Origin of the sequence: Brevibacillus dissolubilis (assembly GCF_006170445.1) — a bacterium.
In the GTDB taxonomy this organism is placed as follows: Bacteria; Bacillota; Bacilli; order Brevibacillales; family Brevibacillaceae; genus Brevibacillus_B; species Brevibacillus_B dissolubilis.
This window is the reverse complement of the sequence record NZ_VCNA01000011.1, coordinates 1-17,914: the sequence shown is the minus strand read 5'-3', so window position 1 is coordinate 17,914 and position 17,914 is coordinate 1. Positions and strand designations below refer to the sequence as shown.

The window sequence follows — 17,914 nt, the reverse complement described above, 5'->3', positions numbered from 1 at the left end:
TAACGTATTCTTCAAGAAGAATTCAAGCACAATTCCCTGTTTCCCACAAAGGAGGTAAGACCAGTGACCGACCAACAACTGCAAGCGCTGGTCGAGCAGGTATCCCTGCAATCGTTCGGCAAGCCGTTCCGCCACAAAGCCACCTTCAACAGCAGATTACGCACCACCGGGGGACGTTACTTGCTCAAAAGCCACAATCTGGAGTTCAACCCGCTTCATCTCACAGAGCACGGTGAGGCTGAGCTCATGGGGATCATCAAGCACGAACTCTGCCACTACCATCTGCATATAGAAGGAAGGGGCTACCAGCACGCTGACAACGACTTCAAGAGCCTGCTCGCCCAAGTCGGCGGCTCCCGCTACTGTCAATCGGTCGGCGGAGGACGCCAGCGCCTTCCATACAAATACCAGCTCGTCTGCACAGACTGCCGGATGACCTACAAGCGCAAACGCAAAGTAGACCCCACCCGTTATGTCTGCGGCAAATGCCGGGGCAAGCTGCGGCTGGAGACCCTGCAGCAAGCCTAAAGCCTATAAGTCTGAAACCTACATAGAAAAGGAGCGATTCCCCCATGAACATCCTTTCATTAAATATCGGCAAAGCCCAAGACCTGACCACGGAAAACGGTGAAACCTACCGCAGTGCGATTATGAAGCAAGCCGTCACCGAGCCACTCCGCTTAGAAGAACTGGGCTTCATCGGTGACGAACAAGCTAATCTGGAATACCATGGCGGCCCGCATAAAGCCGTCTGTGTCTACTCCTATGACCGTTATCCACACTGGGAGCAGCTGTCCGGCCGCAAGCTTTCTATGCCTGCCTTTGGCGAAAATATCACCATCGAGGGCTGGAATGAGGAGCAGGTGCATGTCGGAGATATTTTCCGTCTGGGTGAGGCGGTTGTCCAGATCTCCCAGCCCCGCCAGCCTTGTCAGAAAATCTCGTATCGTCAGAATTGGCAGGACTTGACCAAGCAGGTACTGGATACGCACTACACCGGCTACTATTTGCGTGTATTGGAAGCAGGGATGGTAGACCCGAGTGGACAATTGATTCTGCTTGAAAAAGATCCGGCAGCCATGACAGTCCATGAAGCGACCGACATCATGTTCTTCCAGACGAAGAGCCGGGAAGCGACGGAGAAGCTGCTTGCGGTCAAAGCACTCTCCCCCAACTGGCGTGAGCGGTTGGAAAAGCGTCTCGTCTAAGAGTATAATGGGGTCATAATCCATCAAGAGTGAGGGAGGATGAACGTGGGACGTGATGAATTTTCCCTCATCCGCCAGTGGACCAAGCCTTCTCTGCAAGACAAAGGCGACGGTCTGGTGGTAGGCATTGGCGACGATGCTGCTGTTTTTGCAGTCTCAGCGGGCCGTGAAGTGGTGGCGTGCTGTGATGCCATGATCGAGACGGTCCATTTTCTCAAAAGCACGATGAACCCCGCCGATATCGGCTACAAGGCGATGATCAGCAATATCAGCGACATCGCGGCGATGGGCGGCATTCCGCGCTTCTCGCTGGTCACCATCGGAGTCTCGCCCAACTGGACGCCGGACGAGTGCCAGCAGATCTATGACGGGATGTACGAAGCCTGCCGTGACTACGGTGTGCGGATTATCGGCGGAGATACGGTCTCAGCACCCGATGCGATGCACCTGTCTGTTACCCTGCTGGGGGAAGTGGAGAGTGGAAAAGCTCTGCTGCGACGATCAGCCAGACCGGGTGATGCTGTGTTCGTCACCGGGACGGTAGGCGGCTCAGCGGCTGGATTGCATGCGCTGTTCCAAGCGCGGGACACGGGAGAGCCAGTTTTGGCCAAATGGCAACAGCTTATCACCTTTCACCAGCGGCCAGCTGCGCAGGTACAGGCGGGACGGCTTTTGCTGAGTCATCCCGGTATGGGAGCCTGCAATGATGTCAGCGACGGCTTGGCATCTGAGCTGTGGGAGGTCGCGGAAGCAAGCGGCGTGACAATCCACATCGACCAGGAGCGCATTCCGATTCACCCTGATGTACGTGGCTTTGCCCGACAGGAAGACCGCGATCCTTATCAATGGGCGTTTTTCGGGGGAGAGGATTATCAGCTGACCGGCACGGTGGCACAGGAGCATGCAGAGGCACTGCAACGGCTTTTTGAGGAGAACGGGCTTTCTGTTACCCTGATCGGGCGTGTGGAGGCAGGCGAAGGCCCTAATCTGCTGATGACGGATACATACGGCACTACACAGGTTCTGCATAAAGCAGGCTATAACCATTTCAGCCAAAGCTAGATGAGAGGCGGCGAATTGATTGGCCCAAGACTTTACCTATCAGATGCAAGACACAGCCGAGACCCAGAGCTTGGCCGAGCGTTTAGCCACCCTGCTCACAGCGGGTGACATGCTTTGTCTGGAAGGCAATCTGGGTGCGGGCAAGACGACCTTTACCCAAGGGCTGGCAAGAGGGCTCGGGGTACGTGGGACGGTGAACAGCCCCACTTTTACGATTATTAAAGAATACAACGGCAGGCTGCCGCTTTATCATATGGACGTGTACCGGGTGGCTGATGATGTGGACAGCCTTGGCTTGGATGAGTACTTTTTCGGTGAAGGGGTATGTGTCGTCGAGTGGGCGTCCCTGATCGAGGATGTACTCCCGGCAGAGAGGCTGACCATCACGCTTAGGGTGACAGATGAACAGACCCGCGAGATGCATCTTGAGCCACGCGGGACACGTTACGAAGAGTTATGTAAGGAGTTCGATCAACATGCGCGTACTGGCATTTGATACGTCCAGCCCCGTCCTGACTGTCGCGGTGGCAGACGAATCGCGCGTACTCGGGGAATGGACAACCAACCTCAACAAAAATCATTCGGTCACGCTGATGGACGGCATCTCCGCTCTGCTCGATGAGATCAAGACAGACCCGGATCAGCTGACAGCCATCGCGGTCGGACAAGGCCCAGGCTCTTACACAGGTGTACGGATCGGTGTCTCTACGGCCAAAAGCATGGCGTGGTCGCTTGGCATCCCGGTCATCGGGGTATCTACCCTGGAGACGATTGCGATGAATGCGATCGGCTTTGGCGGTCTGATCGTCCCGTTATTTGATGCGCGTCGTGGACAAGTCTACACAGGCTGCTGGGATTCTGTCGAGATGACCAGCTTACGCTCTGTTCTCGATGAGCGGATCATCCTGCTTCGTGATTGGCTTCCACAAGTATTGGAGCAGGCGGCAGGCCGACCAGTGCTGTTCCTTGGGGATGATGTCTCACTCCACCGCGCAGTGATTGAAGAGATGGTGGGGGAGCAGGCTCGTTTTGCCCCGTCAGGCTTGAATCACCCGCGGGCGGCACAGATCGCGTGGCTTGGGATGCAAAAGCTGGAGCAAGCAGATGCCCCAGATACCCACGCCGTCAATCCTGAGTACCTGCAAGTCTCCGAAGCCGAAGCGAAGTGGCTTGCCAATCAGCAAAAGTAAGCAATAGTAATGAGGGAAACGAATGGTTGAACAATCACAACTTGATTTTCGTTTTATGACCGTAGAAGACGTAGGGCCGGTGGTCGAGCTGGAGCATCTGTCGTTTACGACACCATGGCCGATGGAGGCGTTCATCACAGAGCTCACCGTGAACCAAAATGCCAAATACGTGGTCGCCACCGCCAACGGGCGCGTGATCGGCTATTGCGGCATGTGGGTGATCATCGATGAGGCGCATATCACCAACGTCGCCATCCATCCTGACTACCGTGGACTGAAAATCGGGGAAAAGCTGATGCGCCAGATGATGGGACTTGCCGTCATTTTCGGTGCGGAACGCATGACCTTGGAAGTCCGCCCGTCCAATGAGGTCGCACGTAATATGTACAAAAAATTGGGCTTCGAGGACGCAGGACGCCGCAAAGGCTACTACTCCGACAACAACGAAGATGCCCTGATCATGTGGGTGAACCTGACGTGAATGAAAAAAACGCAACCCGCTACCAACAGCGAATCCTTGCACATTATGAACAACACCAACAATCTGACCGGCCGACGCTGATTCTCGGTATCGAGACCAGCTGTGACGAGACATCCGCCTCCGTGATCAAAGACGGTCGTGTGATTCTCTCCAATATCATTGCTTCCCAAGCAGATATCCACAAGCGCTTTGGCGGGGTCGTACCAGAGGTGGCTTCCCGCCGCCATGTGGAAAACATCACGCTGACCATCGAGGAGTCTCTGCAAGAGGCAGGTGTTACGCTGGATGATATCTCCGCCATCGCTGTCACCTACGGCCCAGGACTCGTCGGCGCTCTGCTCGTCGGCGTAGCAGCAGCTAAGGCGATTTCCTACGCACGCGGCATTCCGCTGATCGGTGTCCACCATATCGCCGGCCACATCTATGCCAACCGCCTCGTGACCGAGATGGAATTCCCGCTGATCTCCCTCGTCGTCTCCGGTGGACATACCGAGCTGGTCTATATGGATCAGCACGGCTCTTTTGAAATCCTCGGAGAGACCCGTGACGATGCAGCAGGCGAAGCTTACGACAAGGTAGCCCGCGCCCTCAGTCTGCCATATCCGGGAGGCCCGCACATCGACCGTCTCGCACACGAGGGGACGCCCAATGTGCCGCTCCCGCGCGTCTGGCTTGAGCCGGATTCCTATGATTTCAGTTTCAGTGGACTCAAATCAGCTGTACTAAACACTCTGCACAACGCCGAGCAACGTGGAGAGCGCATCGAGCCTGCCAACCTCGCAGCCAGCTTCCAAGCATCTGTCGTCGAGGTACTGGTGGAGAAGACCATTCGTGCAGCCAAAGCCAAGCAAGCGCGTCAAATCCTGCTCGCAGGTGGTGTCGCTGCTAACAAAGGCTTGCGCGAAGCCTTGACCGCCCGCTGCGAACAAGAGGGTCTGACCCTGATCATCCCGCCGCTCAGTCTGTGTACAGACAACGCCGCGATGATCGCTGCCGCAGGCTATATCTCTTATCAACAGGGACGCTTCGCCTCGCTGGACCTCAATGGTGTGCCGGGGCTGTCATTGACCGAGCCGTTTTAATCAGCGCATAACTTGTGCACGATTCGTACACAATTCGTATGTAACTTATACACAATCTACGTTTTTCGTCACAAAAAGAGCGATTCTATCCTGCCAGCATGGAGGAAGAACCGCTCTTTTTTTCGTTAATGTGCTATTGTCCACAAGCATCTATCCACATCGCAGGTGGGTCTGTTTATAACTCTGTGGATAATGTTGATAACTCGCTAAAAGTATTTGTACCAATACGTTTTTGCTGTGGAATAAGTTGTGGAATTCGTGGATAATGCTGTTGAAAAAATGGGCATACTAAAAGGATGCAGACCGCAAATCGACGTATTTATACACAGGAGGCATCATGGTAAAAAGACTCATTTCGACAATCATATGCTTCATGATCCTGTTAACTTTGTTTGTTTCAGCAGGAACCTACACGCAAGCCACATCTTCTCTCTCCAAAAATCGACAAGCTGTCGTCATTTTTGTAGAGGGTTTGTCATTTGCCGATTTGGAAAGATTTAGCGCTTATCCTCATGTGGATAACCTGTTCAAAAAAGGAACCATCGGGGCGATGACGATCCGTACAGCAGGAGCACGTACCCCTGAAAATGCCTACCTGCTGATGGGCAGCGGGGGACAAGCGTTGTATACCCGCCAGAGCGGGACGGTGTATGAAGCGGATGAGGTATTGGAGACGGGGGAGACGGCGCTTGAGCGGATGAGACAGCTGGGTGGAGCGTCTTTTGCCGCGCACGTACCGACTCCGACTGGTACCGCTGTCGGCACATCTGAAATCCATCTATCCACAAACACTTATCCAGATCGCGCAGATACCAACCCGGCCCTGCTGTTCCCCGGCATCTACCGTCTGCAAGCGGAGAATCTGGATCAGCCCTTTACCGCCAGGATCGGCCTCTTAGGTTCTGTTCTGGAGCAGCACGGCATGCAGGTCAGATTCTACGGCAATTCTGACGGCATGGGGGTAAAAGAACGCAACGGCGCTCTGTTTGCCGTCAATGCCAATGGAACGATTGCGGAAGGAGCGGTATCCAGCGGGAAGTTGACCGTGCATGATCCAGACTATCCACATGGCCTCCGCACGAACTACACGTTTCTACTGGATCAGCTTCAGCAGAACCAAAAACCGGGGCTGACCGTTATCCAGCTTTCCGACCTACTCCGGCTCTACCGCATGCAAAACCAGATGCACCCCGATCAGTTCGCGAAGCAGTATGACCGGATTCTTCGTGATCTTGACCAATTCCTCGGAAATCTGTTATCCACAAGGACATCCCAGCAGATGGTGATGCTGTTATCCCCAGATGTGAATCCCGTCGCGCAAAAACAAAAATCGCTGCTCACTCCCGCAGTGATCTGGAGTGGGGGAGCGGGTCTGGCGGCGGAAGCTTCCTTGCGGGAACTCGCCTCAGCCACCACCCGCCAGCCGGGTATTGTGAGCGGACTCGATGTACTCCCGACCATTTTGTCATGGTGTGGGGTTCCCGTTCCGGAGGGGATTGTCGGACATGCGATGGAAGTGGGTAAGGTAAGTACAATCGAATCTTTTTTAGCAAAAATCAAACGGATCGACTACATCTATGGCAACCGCTCCATCATCATGTATTCCTACGTCATGCTCCAGATTGCCGTGTTGATCGTCGCCGCGTTTTTCTGGGTGTGGAAAAAGGCTGGGCGTTATCCCGTCGCCTACCGGCTGCGTCGAGGGGTACGTCTGGCACTGTTGGCGATGCTGTTTTTCCCGGCGCTGTTTTTGATCGAGCCGTTATTGCTGTGGACGGTGCCGCCTGCTGTGGTATTTGTGGTGATGATGCTCTTTGCGCTGGGGGGAGCGTTGATCGTCGAGCGCTGGCCGTTGCCGCAGCTGTTGTTTACGGTGGCGGCGTTTACGGTCGTAAGCATCCTCATCGACGGCTTCACGGGGGCAACTGCGATGCGGCGCTCGTATATGGGGTATGATCCGGTGATCGGGGCGAGGTTCTATGGATTGGGCAATGAGTATGAGGGGGTGTTGATTGGGGCGAGTATTTTGCTTGTGGCATCGTTTTATGAGTGGTGGAGCAGGAAAAATGGGAGGAATCAGAAGCAGGTCAGCTCGCTCCACTTCTGGCTCTCCATCACCGCCTTTGTCATCGTTCTCTTCTATATGTGCGCACCCACCCTCGGAACCAATGCCGGAGGTTTCCTCGCAGGCGCTGTCGGCTTCGGGATCGCCCTGTTCCGTCTGCAAGGCTGGCGAGTCGGAACAAAAGGTTTCCTGCTCTTGGCAGGGGGAGTCTGTGCCGGAATCGGCGTACTCATCGTGATGAATCTCTCATCCACAGGACCGCTCACTCACGTGGGACGCGTCGCCAATGATATCGTCACCGGCAATTGGGCAGAGGTGATCCATATCGTCGAGCGCAAGCTGGAGATGAACGTCAGACTGATCCGTGTCTCATCCTGGAGCAAGGTGTTCGTCCTCTCTTTGGTGATCATCAGCCTGCTCAGCCTGCGCCCGGACCGTTATCTGCGGCATCTTGCCAGACAGTATCCATTTTTGGTTAAAGGCTTCAGCGGTGTCATCGCAGGCTCACTCGCCGGACTGATCCTCAATGACTCGGGGATCGTCTCAGCTGCGACCTCGATTGTGTTTTTCGTCGTTCCGGCGCTGTATGCGGCCTTGTCAGATGTGGATGAGGAAAAAGGGGAGGCTCACACACCCACCCCTGATGAACCGCAAGCAACCTGATAGTGGGGCGCAGACCAAGAATGTAGAATGCGGCCGGGAAAACGGTACGTAATTCTTAACCCAAACAGGAATAACCCACACAAAAAAGCGGGTGAGACCACCAACACAAGGTGATCCAAGCCGCTTTTATCTTTTCATCAAAAATGAATTTTTTTCACCAATAACGAAACTATCCCTCAGACAGCTCCGTCCACTCTTCAAACAGATTCTCCAGCTCCGTCCGAGCCTGCGCGATCAAGTCATTGCGCTCCTTCACCAGCGTATGATCACTGTAGATCTCCGGCAGGCAAAGCTCTTCTTCCCACTTCGCCACGTTCGTCTCCAGCTCGCTGATCCGCGCCTCGATTTCCTCGATGCGGCGCTGGCGTTGGCGCTCCGCCCGTTTTACTTCTTTGTTCTGCTCATAGTTGAGTGCAGCTTCTTTGACAGGACCGGTTGGCTTGGCGTCAGCAGCAGCGGATTTCTCCGCACGCTCGGCAGCCAATTCAGCCAGCTCAATCTTCTTTTCCACGTAATAATCGTAGTTGCCGAGATAGCTCGTCACGCCGTCAGGGGAGAGCTCCAGCACGCGTGTAGCGATTTTATTGAGGAAGTAACGGTCATGCGAGACGAACAGGATCGTGCCCGGATAGTCGTACAACGCATTTTCCAATACCTCTTTGCTGATGATGTCCAGATGGTTGGTCGGCTCGTCGAAGATCAGGAAGTTGGCTTCCTTGAGCATCAGCTTTGCCAGAGAGACACGCGCGCGCTCACCGCCGGACAGGTCGCCGATGCGTTTGAGCACATCATCACCGCTGAACAGGAAGTTACCGAGCAGGGTACGGACGTCTTTTTCCTGCATGTTCGGGTAGTCGTCCCAGATCTCGTTGAGGATGGTCTTGGTCATGTTCAGGTCGCGCTGCTCTTGATCGTAGTAGCCGATCGTCACATTGCTTCCGAAATCAACCATTCCAGCTTGTGCCTTGAGCTTACCGACGATCGTTTTGAGCAGGGTAGACTTCCCGATCCCGTTCGGCCCGACCAGAGCGACCCGTTCCTCACGCTCCAGCTCGAAGCTGAGATTGCGGGACAGCACGTTATCATCGTAGCCCACTGCGAGATTGAACGCCTTGATCACGTTATTCCCGCTCATTTTCGCCACTTCAAAAGAAAAATGCGCCGACTTGTTCCCGCCGATCGGCTTCTCCATCCGGTCGATCTTGTCCAATGTCTTGCGTCGGCTCTGCGCACGCTTGGTCGTGGAGGCACGGGCAATATTGCGGGCGATGAAGTCTTCCAGACGGGCGATCTCTTCTTCCTGCTTCTCGAAGCGTCTCATCTCCTGCTCCAGCTTCGCCGCTTTCAGCTCCAGGAACTTGCTGTAGTTGCCTGTATAGCGGGTTGCACGCGTGCGCTCGATCTCGTAGACAATATTGACCAGCTTGTCGAGGAAATAGCGGTCATGGGAGACCACAAGGATCGCGCCCTTGTAGTTTTGCAGATAGACTTCAAGCCACGACAAGGTCTCGATGTCCAAATAGTTGGTCGGCTCGTCCAGCAAGAGGATATCCGGAGCTTGGAGAAGAAGCTTCGCCAGCGCCAGACGCGTCTTTTGACCGCCCGAGAGCGTATAGATCGGGGTATTATGATCCATATCAGCAAAACGCAGGCCATGCAGAACCCCGCGGATGCTCGCCTCGTAGCTGTAGCCGCCTTTTTCCTTAAAAGCTTCCGAGCGAGATGAGTACTCATTGAGAATCTGCTGGTATTTCTTCTCGTCGGCATGGATGTTGGGATCGCCCATCTTTTCTTCCAGCTTGCGAAGCTCCTGCTCCTCCGCCTGCAGGTGGGTAAAGACCGACAGCATCTCATTATAGATCGTCCGGTCCGACTCCAATCCGCTGTTCTGGGCGAGATAGCCCATCGTGACTTCCTTGGGAGTACGGATCACGCCGGTATCGTAGCCAAGTTCACCTACGATGATCTTCATCAGCGTAGATTTACCCGCTCCGTTGATCCCGACGAGACCGATACGCTCCCCTGTTTGTATTTGCAAAGAAATATCTTGTAAAATGGTTTCGACACCATATGATTTACTGATCTGTTCGGCTTGTAATAAAATCATAATTTCACCTCAAATTCGTCCCATTTCATTAGTGTAGCGCAGAACCGATAGAGGGACAAGGGAAGGAGCAGAAATGCCCCATATCGATACAAGAAAAAAAGAGTGCCGCAAGCAAGTCCTTCAGGCACGTGCTTTACTCACCCCGCAAGAGCATGCCGAACGCTCGGAAAAAGCCGCCCGGCAACTGCTTATGCTCCCCGAGCTTGCAGAGGCGAAGCATATCATGCTATTTTACCCGTTCCGCGATGAGATTGACACACGGAGCCTGCTGGAAAAGTGGAGAGCCCAAGGCCGCCAAGTCTGGCTTCCGCTCACGATTCCGTCCGAGCATCTGATCATCCCTTACGTATACGATGGCGAGCATACCCTGCGTACAGGCGCGTATGGTATTAGTGAGCCTGACCCCGAGCGGGCGGCACCAGCTGACCTGTCCCTGCTTGACGCTGTGATCGTGCCGGGTGTTGCTTTTGATCAGACAGGGGGCCGTCTGGGGTATGGCGGCGGGTATTATGACCGCTTTTTTGAAAAGATAGAGAATCGTGTACACCGCATCGGCTACGGGTTTTCTGTGCAGATCACAGAGAATGTGCCGGCAGAGCCGCATGATAGAAGGATGCACCTGATTGTCACCGACCAGGATGTGTGGCGAACTGCAACATTTCCGTCATAGTTTCACTGATAGATGCCGATGAGATATAGTATAATGAACAGGATTGGAATGGAGGTTGAAGTTAACATGAACTGGAAAATTGGGATTATTACTGCAAGCGACTCAATCTCAAAGGGTGAGCGCGAGGATGACCGTATCGATATCTTGCGCCGTTTGATTTTTGAATACCTCAAAACTGACAATATTATCTACCGCTCTGTCCCAGACGATATGGAGGAGCTTAAAGAACACATGATCGAGCTGGTTGACCGTGAAAAAGTCGACCTGTTAGTCGTCACAGGCGGTACGGGTCTTAGCCCGCGTGACGTCACACCGGAAGTGACCAAGTGGGTAATTGACCGCCAAGTCCCAGGCCTCGCCGAAGAAATGCGCCGTGCCGGTCTTCAGCAGTCCCGCCGTGCGATGCTGACCCGTGCCGTAGCAGGTACCCGAGGCAACAGCCTGATCGTCAACGTACCGGGCAATCCGCGCGGGGTAGAGATCTGCTTTACCGCAATTGCTGACATGCTCCCAGACGCTTTGCACATCCTCCAAGGAACAGAAGAATCCAGCGAGGATTGGGGCGGCTTAGGATGGTAAACAAACCAGGGTTTCGAGTCGTTCCTGTGCAGGAAGCGGTCGGCATGATGCTGCCGCATGATATCACTCAGATACTACCGGGTGAATTTAAGGGCAGACTGTTTAAAAAAGGCCACATCATCACAGAAGCTGACATCGACCCGCTTCTTTCCGTCGGGAAGGAGCACATCTACGTTATGGACATGCCAGAAGGCTTCATCCACGAAAATGAAGCAGGAGAGCGCATCGCCAAAGCCGTAGCAGGTACAGGCCTGACCCTCACCGAGCCATACGAAGGCAAGGTTACGCTCAAGACCCAATACAAAGGCTTGGTCAAAATCAATGCTAGAGCCGTCCACGCTCTTAATGCGCTGGAAGCCATCTGCCTATCCACGATCCTGACCAACCGTGTCGTCGAGGCCAACCATTCGGTAGCAGCATGCCGCATCATCCCGCTGATTATCGAAGAATCACGGATTGTCGAGCTGGAGGAGCTGGCCCGCACATTTGACGGACCGATCGTTGAAGTTCTGCCGATCCCAGCCAAAAAAGTCGGGATTGTCACGACCGGAAGCGAAGTATTCAAAGGACGAATCACTGATAAATTCGGCCCCGCGTTGAAAAATAAGCTGGAGGCCCTTGGCTCTACTGTAGTCGAACAGCGGTTTGCGCCTGACGAAAAAGAAGTAATCGAAGAGCAGATTCGCTATTTCCTCGACATGGGCGTTGACCTGATTCTATGTACAGGTGGCATGTCCGTCGATCCCGATGACAAAACCCCCGGCGCCATCGCAGGTGTAGCCGAGGTGGTTCGTTATGGGACCCCGATGCTGCCAGGCTCCATGCTGTTGGTTGCCTACCATGGTGACACGCCGATCCTCGGTCTGCCGGGTGCGGTGATGCATGAGCCGTTTACCTCATTTGATGTATTTTTACCCCGTATTTTAGTGGGAGAACGAATTACCGCCGAAGACATCACCAGATTGGGCTACGGTGGATTATACAACTGTTAGAATGGAGTGAGTAATTCATGAGCGGTATCGGTATTCCGGGTTTAATCCTGATCTTGATCCTCGCACTCGTATTGTTTGGGCCTAAAAAACTGCCTGAACTCGGACGTGCAGTAGGTTCCACACTCAAAGAATTCAAAAAAGCAACCAAAGGTCTCACTGATGACGATGATGACCATGACCGTGATAAAAACACCACCAAGCAAGTAACTGTCACCAAACCGGCAGTAGCTGAAATCGACAGCGATGAACGCGAAAAGCTGGAGCGCGAAATCCGCGAACGTCTGGAGCGCGAGCGTCTGGAAGCGGAAATCCGTGAGAAGATCGAGAAGGAGCGTCTCGCTGCAGCAACCCCTGCCGCTGACAACAATCCTCCAAAGGCATAAAACTGGAACAACTCCCATCATGTACAATAACAGCCTGACACGATATAATAAGGATAAAGATTGACTTATATTTCGGGGGTGTTTTTGTGGACTTTCAAACTTATATGGAAGGTTCCAGACCGATTGATGATCGTGCGAACTTCCAGAAGCTGTTACGCATGTTCGCAATCTCTCTGCTGGTGTCTGCAATCGGCAGCGCGGTAGGGACAGCGTTTGTGCCGCCGGCATTGATTTTGCCGCTGGTCATTGTTCAGCTTCTGATGTTGGTCGGTGCCTTTATTGTGCGTCGCCGTGGTACACGTGTCGGATACGGGTTTACATTTGCGTTTGTCTTCATCAGCGGTATTACGCTTGGGCCAACGCTTCAATATTATGCGATGCACAACGGAGCGGCGCTGGTTAACACCGCGTTTATCCTGACAGCTGCTATTTTTACCGGCTTGGCTTCTTACGCTTATGTATCCAAGCGGGACTTCAGCTTCCTCGGTGGCTTCCTGTTCGCTGGTCTGATTGGTCTGATCCTGCTTCAAGTGATCAACATGTTCGTTCCGCTCGGGACCTCTGTTGAACTGATGATTGCTTCTGCTGGTATCCTGATCTTCAGTGGCTACATCCTGTACGATATCTCCAACTACAAACACGGTTTGGCAGAAGAGGATATTCCACTCGCGGTCGTTAACCTGTACCTCGACTTCATCAACCTCTTCCTTTCCCTGCTTCGTCTGCTGGGTATTCTCAGCAGCGACGATTAAGCCACAAGCCGAACAAACTTTCATACGGAAACAGCAAAACCCCGTCAGCGCACCTGGCGGGGTTTTTTTCTGCGTTTTGCCACATACTATAGCCAACCAGTATGGAAGGGGAGGAAAGTACAATATGTGGATGAGTCTGTTCGTAAGCCTGATGCTGGTCTTTACATCGCCGATTACCGATCAACCAAACCAAAGACCAGGCGCACCGGAGCAGATCGAGCTGTTTGACACTGACCAAGAACGAATTGTCCAACGCCTAGAGAGCACTCCTCAATACCAGCAGGAAGTCCGAAAAATACTCGATTCTGTCACAGGACGAGTTCAGGAGCTGAATCCCAGCCTGCGCAAAGCGATGATCCTCAAAATCCCGGTCAAACCACCGCAAAGGCTTAGATTTGCGCAAGCCAATCTGGACACCGAGATCATCCGTATGTTTATCGTCATGCCCAAGCCAGGGAATCCGCGCAAACCATATCTCTTACTGCATAACAGAAATAATGAGACGATCCTGATGGAGTTTAACCGTCCGCTCACCAGCCTGATGAATCTGCTTCACAACCGGCGTTAGTTTTCCAGTCAAAAAGGACAAGCCCCTGTTTCGGCGACTGAACGAATTCAGTCAGGTGAAATCAGGGGCTTTTTATGTTGGTTAGTTCGAGCTGACATGAACCACGCATACGCCTATTGCTTCTGTGGTGTAACAAAATTCTGCGTATAATAATCAGCTACCACACCTACCCCAAGCTGCGTGAACCCTTTTTCCATAATATTTTTGCGGTGGCCAGGGCTGTTCATCAGTGCGTGGAAGGCTTCGATCGAATCCGGGAACCCGGCGGCGATATTTTCACCTGCCATCTGATATTGGATTCCGTGCTTTTTCAGACGGCCGAATGGATCAAGCTTCGTTGTCTGGGAGACATGATCAAAGAAATGGTTCGCCGCCATATCATTGCTGTGCCCGCGTGCCACCTCTGATGCCTGTTCGTTCCAAGTCAGGGTGGGCAGCTTGTACCGATAGCGGATGACATTGACCAGATCAAGCGATTGCTTTTCATGAGCAAGAGTGATCTTATCCTGCTCTTCTGGTGAGAGGGGAGGGGGATTGAAATTAGGTGTGGTACCCGTGTAGGTCCACTTGGTCTCATAGAAGCCGCCCTGCAGCAGAACCAACTTGTCAACCACCCGCATCCCCGTCACCTTCTGAAAATTTTGCGTATCGAGGTAAAAGATCAATGCGGTATCACCCGAGAAGACGAGAGGACGTTCCTTCAGCTCATTGGTCATCTCGATTTGGCTGTTCCCGTAGCGGAAGCTGACTTTACGATCCATCTTATACTTGCGTTCCAGTGATTGCAGAGTAGAGCCGATTCCCACCTGCTCCAGCCGGGCCGCAGGGGAGTTGGAGTAGATGTCGACCACTTTTCCTGCGCGGACGCCGACCTGTACGTATGTCCCGATGGTTTTATTGTAGACCAGCCAGTCATAACCGAGCGCACTTGGCTCCCGTCTTGCTGGCTTCCCCAGCTTTGCGATCACTTGTGCCTCTGTGTCGCCCAGCCGTACCTGATACAGATTCGGCCCCGCCACTGCTGGAGCCTCGCTTTTGGGGATGAGTGGCTTCATGAGCGGGTTGGCGGAATCGGCAGACTGGACGGATGCTGATGACGCGGCAGTTGGAGTGCTGTTCGCGGCCACGGCATCATTTGCCTGATCCCCCGTACTACCTGGGACATCGGGCAGAGGAGAGGTATTCTTTTTCAAATCGGGCGTCTGTCCGAGCCAAGCACTGTACGTCTGCTCATCCCAGCCCACCTGCTTGTTCAGCTGATTCCCGATCAGCCGAAGCGGCACATACATCGTTCCATCATACTCAATCGTAGCCGGCACATAACTTGTCCCATTATAGTAATAGCCCGGACGGTCACTGGAGCTGACCGCTTTTCCATCGATATAAAGAGTGGCAGGAAAGAGATTCACCTTGATATCCGTCTTCCAATCAGCGGCAAAAATATGCGACAGTCCAAAAAATGATAGACCCACAATACCGATCAACAGTCGTTTTCGCATTCAGGAACCCCCTGTGTTGTTCTGATCGAGTCTTTGATTCTATTTATATGAGAGGGCTGTTCTACTAGAACTACTTTTTCTATCTTTTCTTTCAAAAATTCGTATAAGAACAACTGAACCCGTCGATAGTAGGTAATGTGCTTTTGTCTGAAAAAAATTAGGGAAAATACTTGCAAACAAACTTGTGTTTCTTTATTATAGGAATTGGGTGTTAGCACTCACCTCAAACGAGTGCTAATCGAAAACCAAAGTATTTCTAACTTTCTTGAGGAGGTTGTTTTTTGTGTTGAAGCCATTAGGTGACCGTGTAGTACTCGAACCAATTACCAAAGAAGAAACTACCGCATCTGGAATCGTCCTTCCAGACACTGCGAAAGAAAAACCGCAAGAGGGCCGTGTAGTAGCTGTTGGTTCCGGTCGCACAGCCGACAACGGCGAGCGTATTTCTTTGGAAGTTAAAGAAGGCGACAAAGTAATCTTCTCCAAATACGCTGGTACTGAAGTAAAAATTGACAACAAAGAATACCTCGTTCTCCGCGAGTCCGACATCCTTGCGATCATTGGCTAATAACCATCTCACATATTGAACGAATCCAAATACATTTTACCTATTATGGAGGTTGAAATTTCATGGCGAAACAATTGAAATTCTCCGAAGACGCACGCCGTTCTATGCTCCGTGGCGTGGAGACTCTTGCTAACGCTGTTAAAGTTACCATCGGTCCAAAAGGCCGCAACGTGGTTCTTGAGAAAAAATTCGGTTCCCCGCTGATCACCAATGACGGTGTAACCATCGCGAAAGAAATCGAGCTCGAAGATCCATATGAAAACATGGGTGCTCAACTCGTTAAAGAAGTAGCAACCAAAACCAACGACATCGCTGGTGACGGTACTACTACTGCGACTGTGCTCGCATACGCAATGATCCGTGAAGGTCTCAAAAACGTAACTGCAGGCGCGAACCCAATGGTAATCCGCCGCGGTATGGAAAAAGCAGTTCGTGCTGCTGTTGAAGAGATCAAATCCATCGCGAAACCAGTTGAAAACAAATCCGCTATCGCGCAAGTTGCTGCGATCTCTGCTGACAACGCAGAAGTAGGCGAACTCATCGCGGAAGCTATGGAAAAAGTGGGTAAAGACGGCGTAATCACCGTTGAAGAATCCAAAGGCTTCGTAACCGAACTCGAAGTTGTAGAAGGTATGCAATTCGACCGTGGCTACGCTTCCCCATACATGATCACTGACACTGACAAAATGGAAGCAGTGCTCAACAACCCATATATCCTCATCACTGATAAGAAAATCGGCAACATTCAAGAAGTTCTCCCTGTTCTTGAGCAAGTTGTCCAAAGCGGCAAGCCTCTCCTCATCATCGCTGAAGATGTAGAAGGCGAAGCTCTCGCTACCCTTGTAGTGAACAAACTCCGCGGTACCTTCACTGCAGTTGCTGTTAAAGCACCTGGCTTCGGTGACCGCCGTAAAGCAATGCTCCAAGACATCGCAGCTCTTACCGGTGGCGAAGTAATCACCGAAGAACTCGGTCTTGACCTGAAATCCACCAAAATCACCCAACTCGGCCGCGCAGGCAAAGTTGTTGTTACCAAAGAAAACACTACGATCGTTGAAGGTGCTGGCGACAAAGCTACCATCGAAGGCCGTGTTTCCCAAATCCGTCAACAAATCGAAGACACTACTTCTGACTTCGACCGTGAAAAACTCCAAGAGCGTCTTGCGAAACTCGCAGGTGGCGTAGCTGTGATCAAAGTTGGTGCTGCTACTGAAACCGAGCTCAAAGAGAAAAAACTCCGCATCGAAGACGCCCTCAACTCCACTCGTGCAGCGGTAGAAGAAGGTATCGTTCCTGGTGGTGGTACTACCCTCGTGCATGCTGTTAAAGCGGTTGAGAAAGTAGTAGCAGAAGGCGAAGAAGCAGTAGGTGTACAAATCGTTCTCCGTTCCCTGGAAGAACCAGTTCGCCAAATCGCAGCGAACGCAGGTCTCGAAGGTTCTGTAATCGTAGAGCGCCTGAAAAAAGAAGCCACTGGTGTAGGCTTCAACGCTGCTACCGAAGAGTGGGTTGACATGCTGCAAGCAGGGATCGTAGACGCTGCGAAAGTAACCCGCACCGCTCTCTCCAACGCTGCTTCTGTAGCTGCTATGTTCCTCACTACTGAAGCGGTAATCGCTGACAAACCAGAAGAAAACAAAGCTCCAGCAATGCCTGATATGGGCGGCATGGGCATGATGTAATCATCAGCCAAGCTGATAGTTACGGGAGACAGACCTAGGTCTGTCTCTTTATATTTTTTCTGCAAAAAGAGTTGCTTTTTCATCCCTCTTTCTGATAAGATAATCCCTGTCGCTTCAACAGCGCCAAAAACTTTTTTATCGATTTTGATAAGAAACAACAAAATACCTCTTGATTCGACAAGGATCATGTGGTAGAGTAATAAAAGTCGACAGGGAACACGGTCGACAGCATAACAAATGTTCTTTGAAAACTGAACAGCGAAAGCAAATGATAATTCAGCCAAGCAACAAGTTTTTGACCTAGATCAACTTCAACTTTATTGGAGAGTTTGATCCTGGCTCAGGACGAACGCTGGCGGCGTG

Annotated in this window: 18 protein-coding genes; 16 read left to right on the top strand and 2 right to left on the bottom strand. The window is 52.4% G+C overall.

Annotated elements, in window-relative coordinates:
- Positions 1–63 precede the first annotated feature (63 nt).
- The 8 genes from FGI41_RS19025 to FGI41_RS18990 all read left to right on the top strand — a co-directional run bounded on the left by FGI41_RS19025 (position 64) and on the right by FGI41_RS18990 (position 7,751).
- Positions 64–528 carry a SprT family protein gene (locus FGI41_RS19025; protein ID WP_139491913.1) on the top strand — a complete coding sequence of 155 codons (465 nt, stop codon included), beginning with the start codon at positions 64–66 and terminating at the stop codon, positions 526–528.
- A 44-nt stretch (positions 529–572) separates the two neighbouring features.
- Positions 573–1,208: an MOSC domain-containing protein gene (locus FGI41_RS19020; RefSeq protein WP_139491912.1), complete on the top strand. Its 636-nt coding sequence runs from the start codon at positions 573–575 to the stop codon at positions 1,206–1,208.
- A gap of 39 nt (positions 1,209–1,247) precedes the next feature.
- The gene (gene thiL, locus FGI41_RS19015; RefSeq protein ID WP_255298539.1) at positions 1,248–2,270 is read left to right on the top strand and encodes a thiamine-phosphate kinase; all 1,023 of its coding nucleotides are present in this window, start codon (positions 1,248–1,250) and stop codon (positions 2,268–2,270) included.
- A gap of 43 nt (positions 2,271–2,313) precedes the next feature.
- Positions 2,314–2,766: a tRNA (adenosine(37)-N6)-threonylcarbamoyltransferase complex ATPase subunit type 1 TsaE gene (gene tsaE / locus FGI41_RS19010; protein WP_139492036.1), complete on the top strand. Its 453-nt coding sequence runs from the start codon at positions 2,314–2,316 to the stop codon at positions 2,764–2,766.
- Complete coding sequence (gene tsaB / locus FGI41_RS19005) at positions 2,747–3,460, top strand: tRNA (adenosine(37)-N6)-threonylcarbamoyltransferase complex dimerization subunit type 1 TsaB (RefSeq protein ID WP_139491910.1); 714 nt, start codon at positions 2,747–2,749, stop codon at positions 3,458–3,460. The genes tsaE and tsaB overlap by 20 nt, the downstream gene beginning before the upstream one ends.
- Positions 3,461–3,482: 22 nt before the next feature.
- Positions 3,483–3,941: a ribosomal protein S18-alanine N-acetyltransferase gene (gene rimI, locus FGI41_RS19000; protein WP_139491909.1), complete on the top strand. Its 459-nt coding sequence runs from the start codon at positions 3,483–3,485 to the stop codon at positions 3,939–3,941.
- Positions 3,938–5,023 carry a tRNA (adenosine(37)-N6)-threonylcarbamoyltransferase complex transferase subunit TsaD gene (gene tsaD / locus FGI41_RS18995; protein WP_139491908.1) on the top strand — a complete coding sequence of 362 codons (1,086 nt, stop codon included), beginning with the start codon at positions 3,938–3,940 and terminating at the stop codon, positions 5,021–5,023. The genes rimI and tsaD overlap by 4 nt, the downstream gene beginning before the upstream one ends.
- A 337-nt stretch (positions 5,024–5,360) precedes the next feature.
- A complete protein-coding gene (locus FGI41_RS18990; RefSeq protein ID WP_139491907.1) occupies positions 5,361–7,751 on the top strand; it encodes a hypothetical protein in 2,391 nt (796 codons plus the stop codon).
- 169 nt (positions 7,752–7,920) lie between these two features.
- Here the strand turns inward: FGI41_RS18990 and FGI41_RS18985 are convergent, their stop codons facing one another.
- The gene (locus FGI41_RS18985) at positions 7,921–9,858 is read right to left on the bottom strand and encodes an ABC-F family ATP-binding cassette domain-containing protein (protein WP_139491906.1); all 1,938 of its coding nucleotides are present in this window, start codon (positions 9,856–9,858) and stop codon (positions 7,921–7,923) included.
- A 73-nt stretch (positions 9,859–9,931) separates the two neighbouring features.
- Between FGI41_RS18985 and FGI41_RS18980 the strand changes: the two genes are divergently transcribed.
- The 6 genes from FGI41_RS18980 (at position 9,932) to FGI41_RS18955 (ending at position 13,802) form a co-directional block, all read left to right on the top strand.
- Positions 9,932–10,528 (top strand): 5-formyltetrahydrofolate cyclo-ligase, encoded by a 597-nt coding sequence (locus FGI41_RS18980; protein WP_139491905.1) that lies wholly within the window; start codon positions 9,932–9,934, stop codon positions 10,526–10,528.
- Between the two features lie 66 nt (positions 10,529–10,594).
- Positions 10,595–11,107, top strand: a complete 513-nt coding sequence (locus FGI41_RS18975; RefSeq protein ID WP_139491904.1) for a MogA/MoaB family molybdenum cofactor biosynthesis protein — start codon at positions 10,595–10,597, stop codon at positions 11,105–11,107.
- Positions 11,101–12,099, top strand: coding sequence for a molybdopterin-binding protein (locus FGI41_RS18970; RefSeq protein ID WP_139491903.1), 999 nt, complete (start codon positions 11,101–11,103; stop codon positions 12,097–12,099). Before FGI41_RS18975 ends, FGI41_RS18970 begins: the two co-directional genes overlap by 7 nt.
- Positions 12,100–12,116: 17 nt before the next feature.
- A complete protein-coding gene (tatA, locus tag FGI41_RS25645) occupies positions 12,117–12,482 on the top strand; it encodes a twin-arginine translocase TatA/TatE family subunit (RefSeq protein ID WP_139491902.1) in 366 nt (121 codons plus the stop codon).
- 86 nt (positions 12,483–12,568) lie between these two features.
- A complete protein-coding gene (locus FGI41_RS18960) occupies positions 12,569–13,234 on the top strand; it encodes a Bax inhibitor-1/YccA family protein (protein WP_255298538.1) in 666 nt (221 codons plus the stop codon).
- Positions 13,235–13,358: 124 nt separating this feature from the next.
- Positions 13,359–13,802, top strand: coding sequence for a hypothetical protein (locus tag FGI41_RS18955; protein ID WP_139491901.1), 444 nt, complete (start codon positions 13,359–13,361; stop codon positions 13,800–13,802).
- Between the two features lie 113 nt (positions 13,803–13,915).
- Here the strand turns inward: FGI41_RS18955 and FGI41_RS18950 are convergent, their stop codons facing one another.
- The gene (locus FGI41_RS18950; RefSeq protein ID WP_139491900.1) at positions 13,916–15,301 is read right to left on the bottom strand and encodes a CAP-associated domain-containing protein; all 1,386 of its coding nucleotides are present in this window, start codon (positions 15,299–15,301) and stop codon (positions 13,916–13,918) included.
- Between the two features lie 283 nt (positions 15,302–15,584).
- On the opposite strand from FGI41_RS18950, the gene groES reads away from it, so the two are divergent.
- Together groES and groL are read left to right on the top strand one after the other, a co-directional pair.
- A complete protein-coding gene (groES, locus tag FGI41_RS18945; protein ID WP_139491899.1) occupies positions 15,585–15,869 on the top strand; it encodes a co-chaperone GroES in 285 nt (94 codons plus the stop codon).
- 62 nt (positions 15,870–15,931) lie between these two features.
- Entirely contained in the window at positions 15,932–17,551 is a 1,620-nt protein-coding gene (groL, locus tag FGI41_RS18940; RefSeq protein ID WP_139491898.1) for a chaperonin GroEL, read from the top strand.
- The last annotated feature ends 363 nt before the right edge of the window (positions 17,552–17,914 follow it).

Excerpts from the sequence above, each read along its gene's own strand:
- FGI41_RS19020 (WP_139491912.1), top strand. The coding sequence starts at position 573 with ATGAACATCCTTTCATTAAATATCGGCAAAGCCCAAGACCTGACCACG.
- thiL (WP_255298539.1), top strand. The coding sequence starts at position 1,248 with ATGAACGTGGGACGTGATGAATTTTCCCTCATCCGCCAGTGGACCAAG.
- tsaE (WP_139492036.1), top strand. The coding sequence starts at position 2,314 with ATGCAAGACACAGCCGAGACCCAGAGCTTGGCCGAGCGTTTAGCCACC.
- tsaB (WP_139491910.1), top strand. The coding sequence starts at position 2,747 with ATGCGCGTACTGGCATTTGATACGTCCAGCCCCGTCCTGACTGTCGCG.
- rimI (WP_139491909.1), top strand. The coding sequence starts at position 3,483 with ATGGTTGAACAATCACAACTTGATTTTCGTTTTATGACCGTAGAAGAC.
- FGI41_RS18990 (WP_139491907.1), top strand. The coding sequence starts at position 5,361 with ATGGTAAAAAGACTCATTTCGACAATCATATGCTTCATGATCCTGTTA.
- FGI41_RS18985 (WP_139491906.1), bottom strand. The coding sequence starts at position 9,858 with ATGATTTTATTACAAGCCGAACAGATCAGTAAATCATATGGTGTCGAA.
- FGI41_RS18980 (WP_139491905.1), top strand. The coding sequence starts at position 9,932 with ATGCCCCATATCGATACAAGAAAAAAAGAGTGCCGCAAGCAAGTCCTT.
- FGI41_RS18975 (WP_139491904.1), top strand. The coding sequence starts at position 10,595 with ATGAACTGGAAAATTGGGATTATTACTGCAAGCGACTCAATCTCAAAG.
- FGI41_RS18970 (WP_139491903.1), top strand. The coding sequence starts at position 11,101 with ATGGTAAACAAACCAGGGTTTCGAGTCGTTCCTGTGCAGGAAGCGGTC.
- tatA (WP_139491902.1), top strand. The coding sequence starts at position 12,117 with ATGAGCGGTATCGGTATTCCGGGTTTAATCCTGATCTTGATCCTCGCA.
- FGI41_RS18955 (WP_139491901.1), top strand. The coding sequence starts at position 13,359 with ATGTGGATGAGTCTGTTCGTAAGCCTGATGCTGGTCTTTACATCGCCG.
- FGI41_RS18950 (WP_139491900.1), bottom strand. The coding sequence starts at position 15,301 with ATGCGAAAACGACTGTTGATCGGTATTGTGGGTCTATCATTTTTTGGA.
- groL (WP_139491898.1), top strand. The coding sequence starts at position 15,932 with ATGGCGAAACAATTGAAATTCTCCGAAGACGCACGCCGTTCTATGCTC.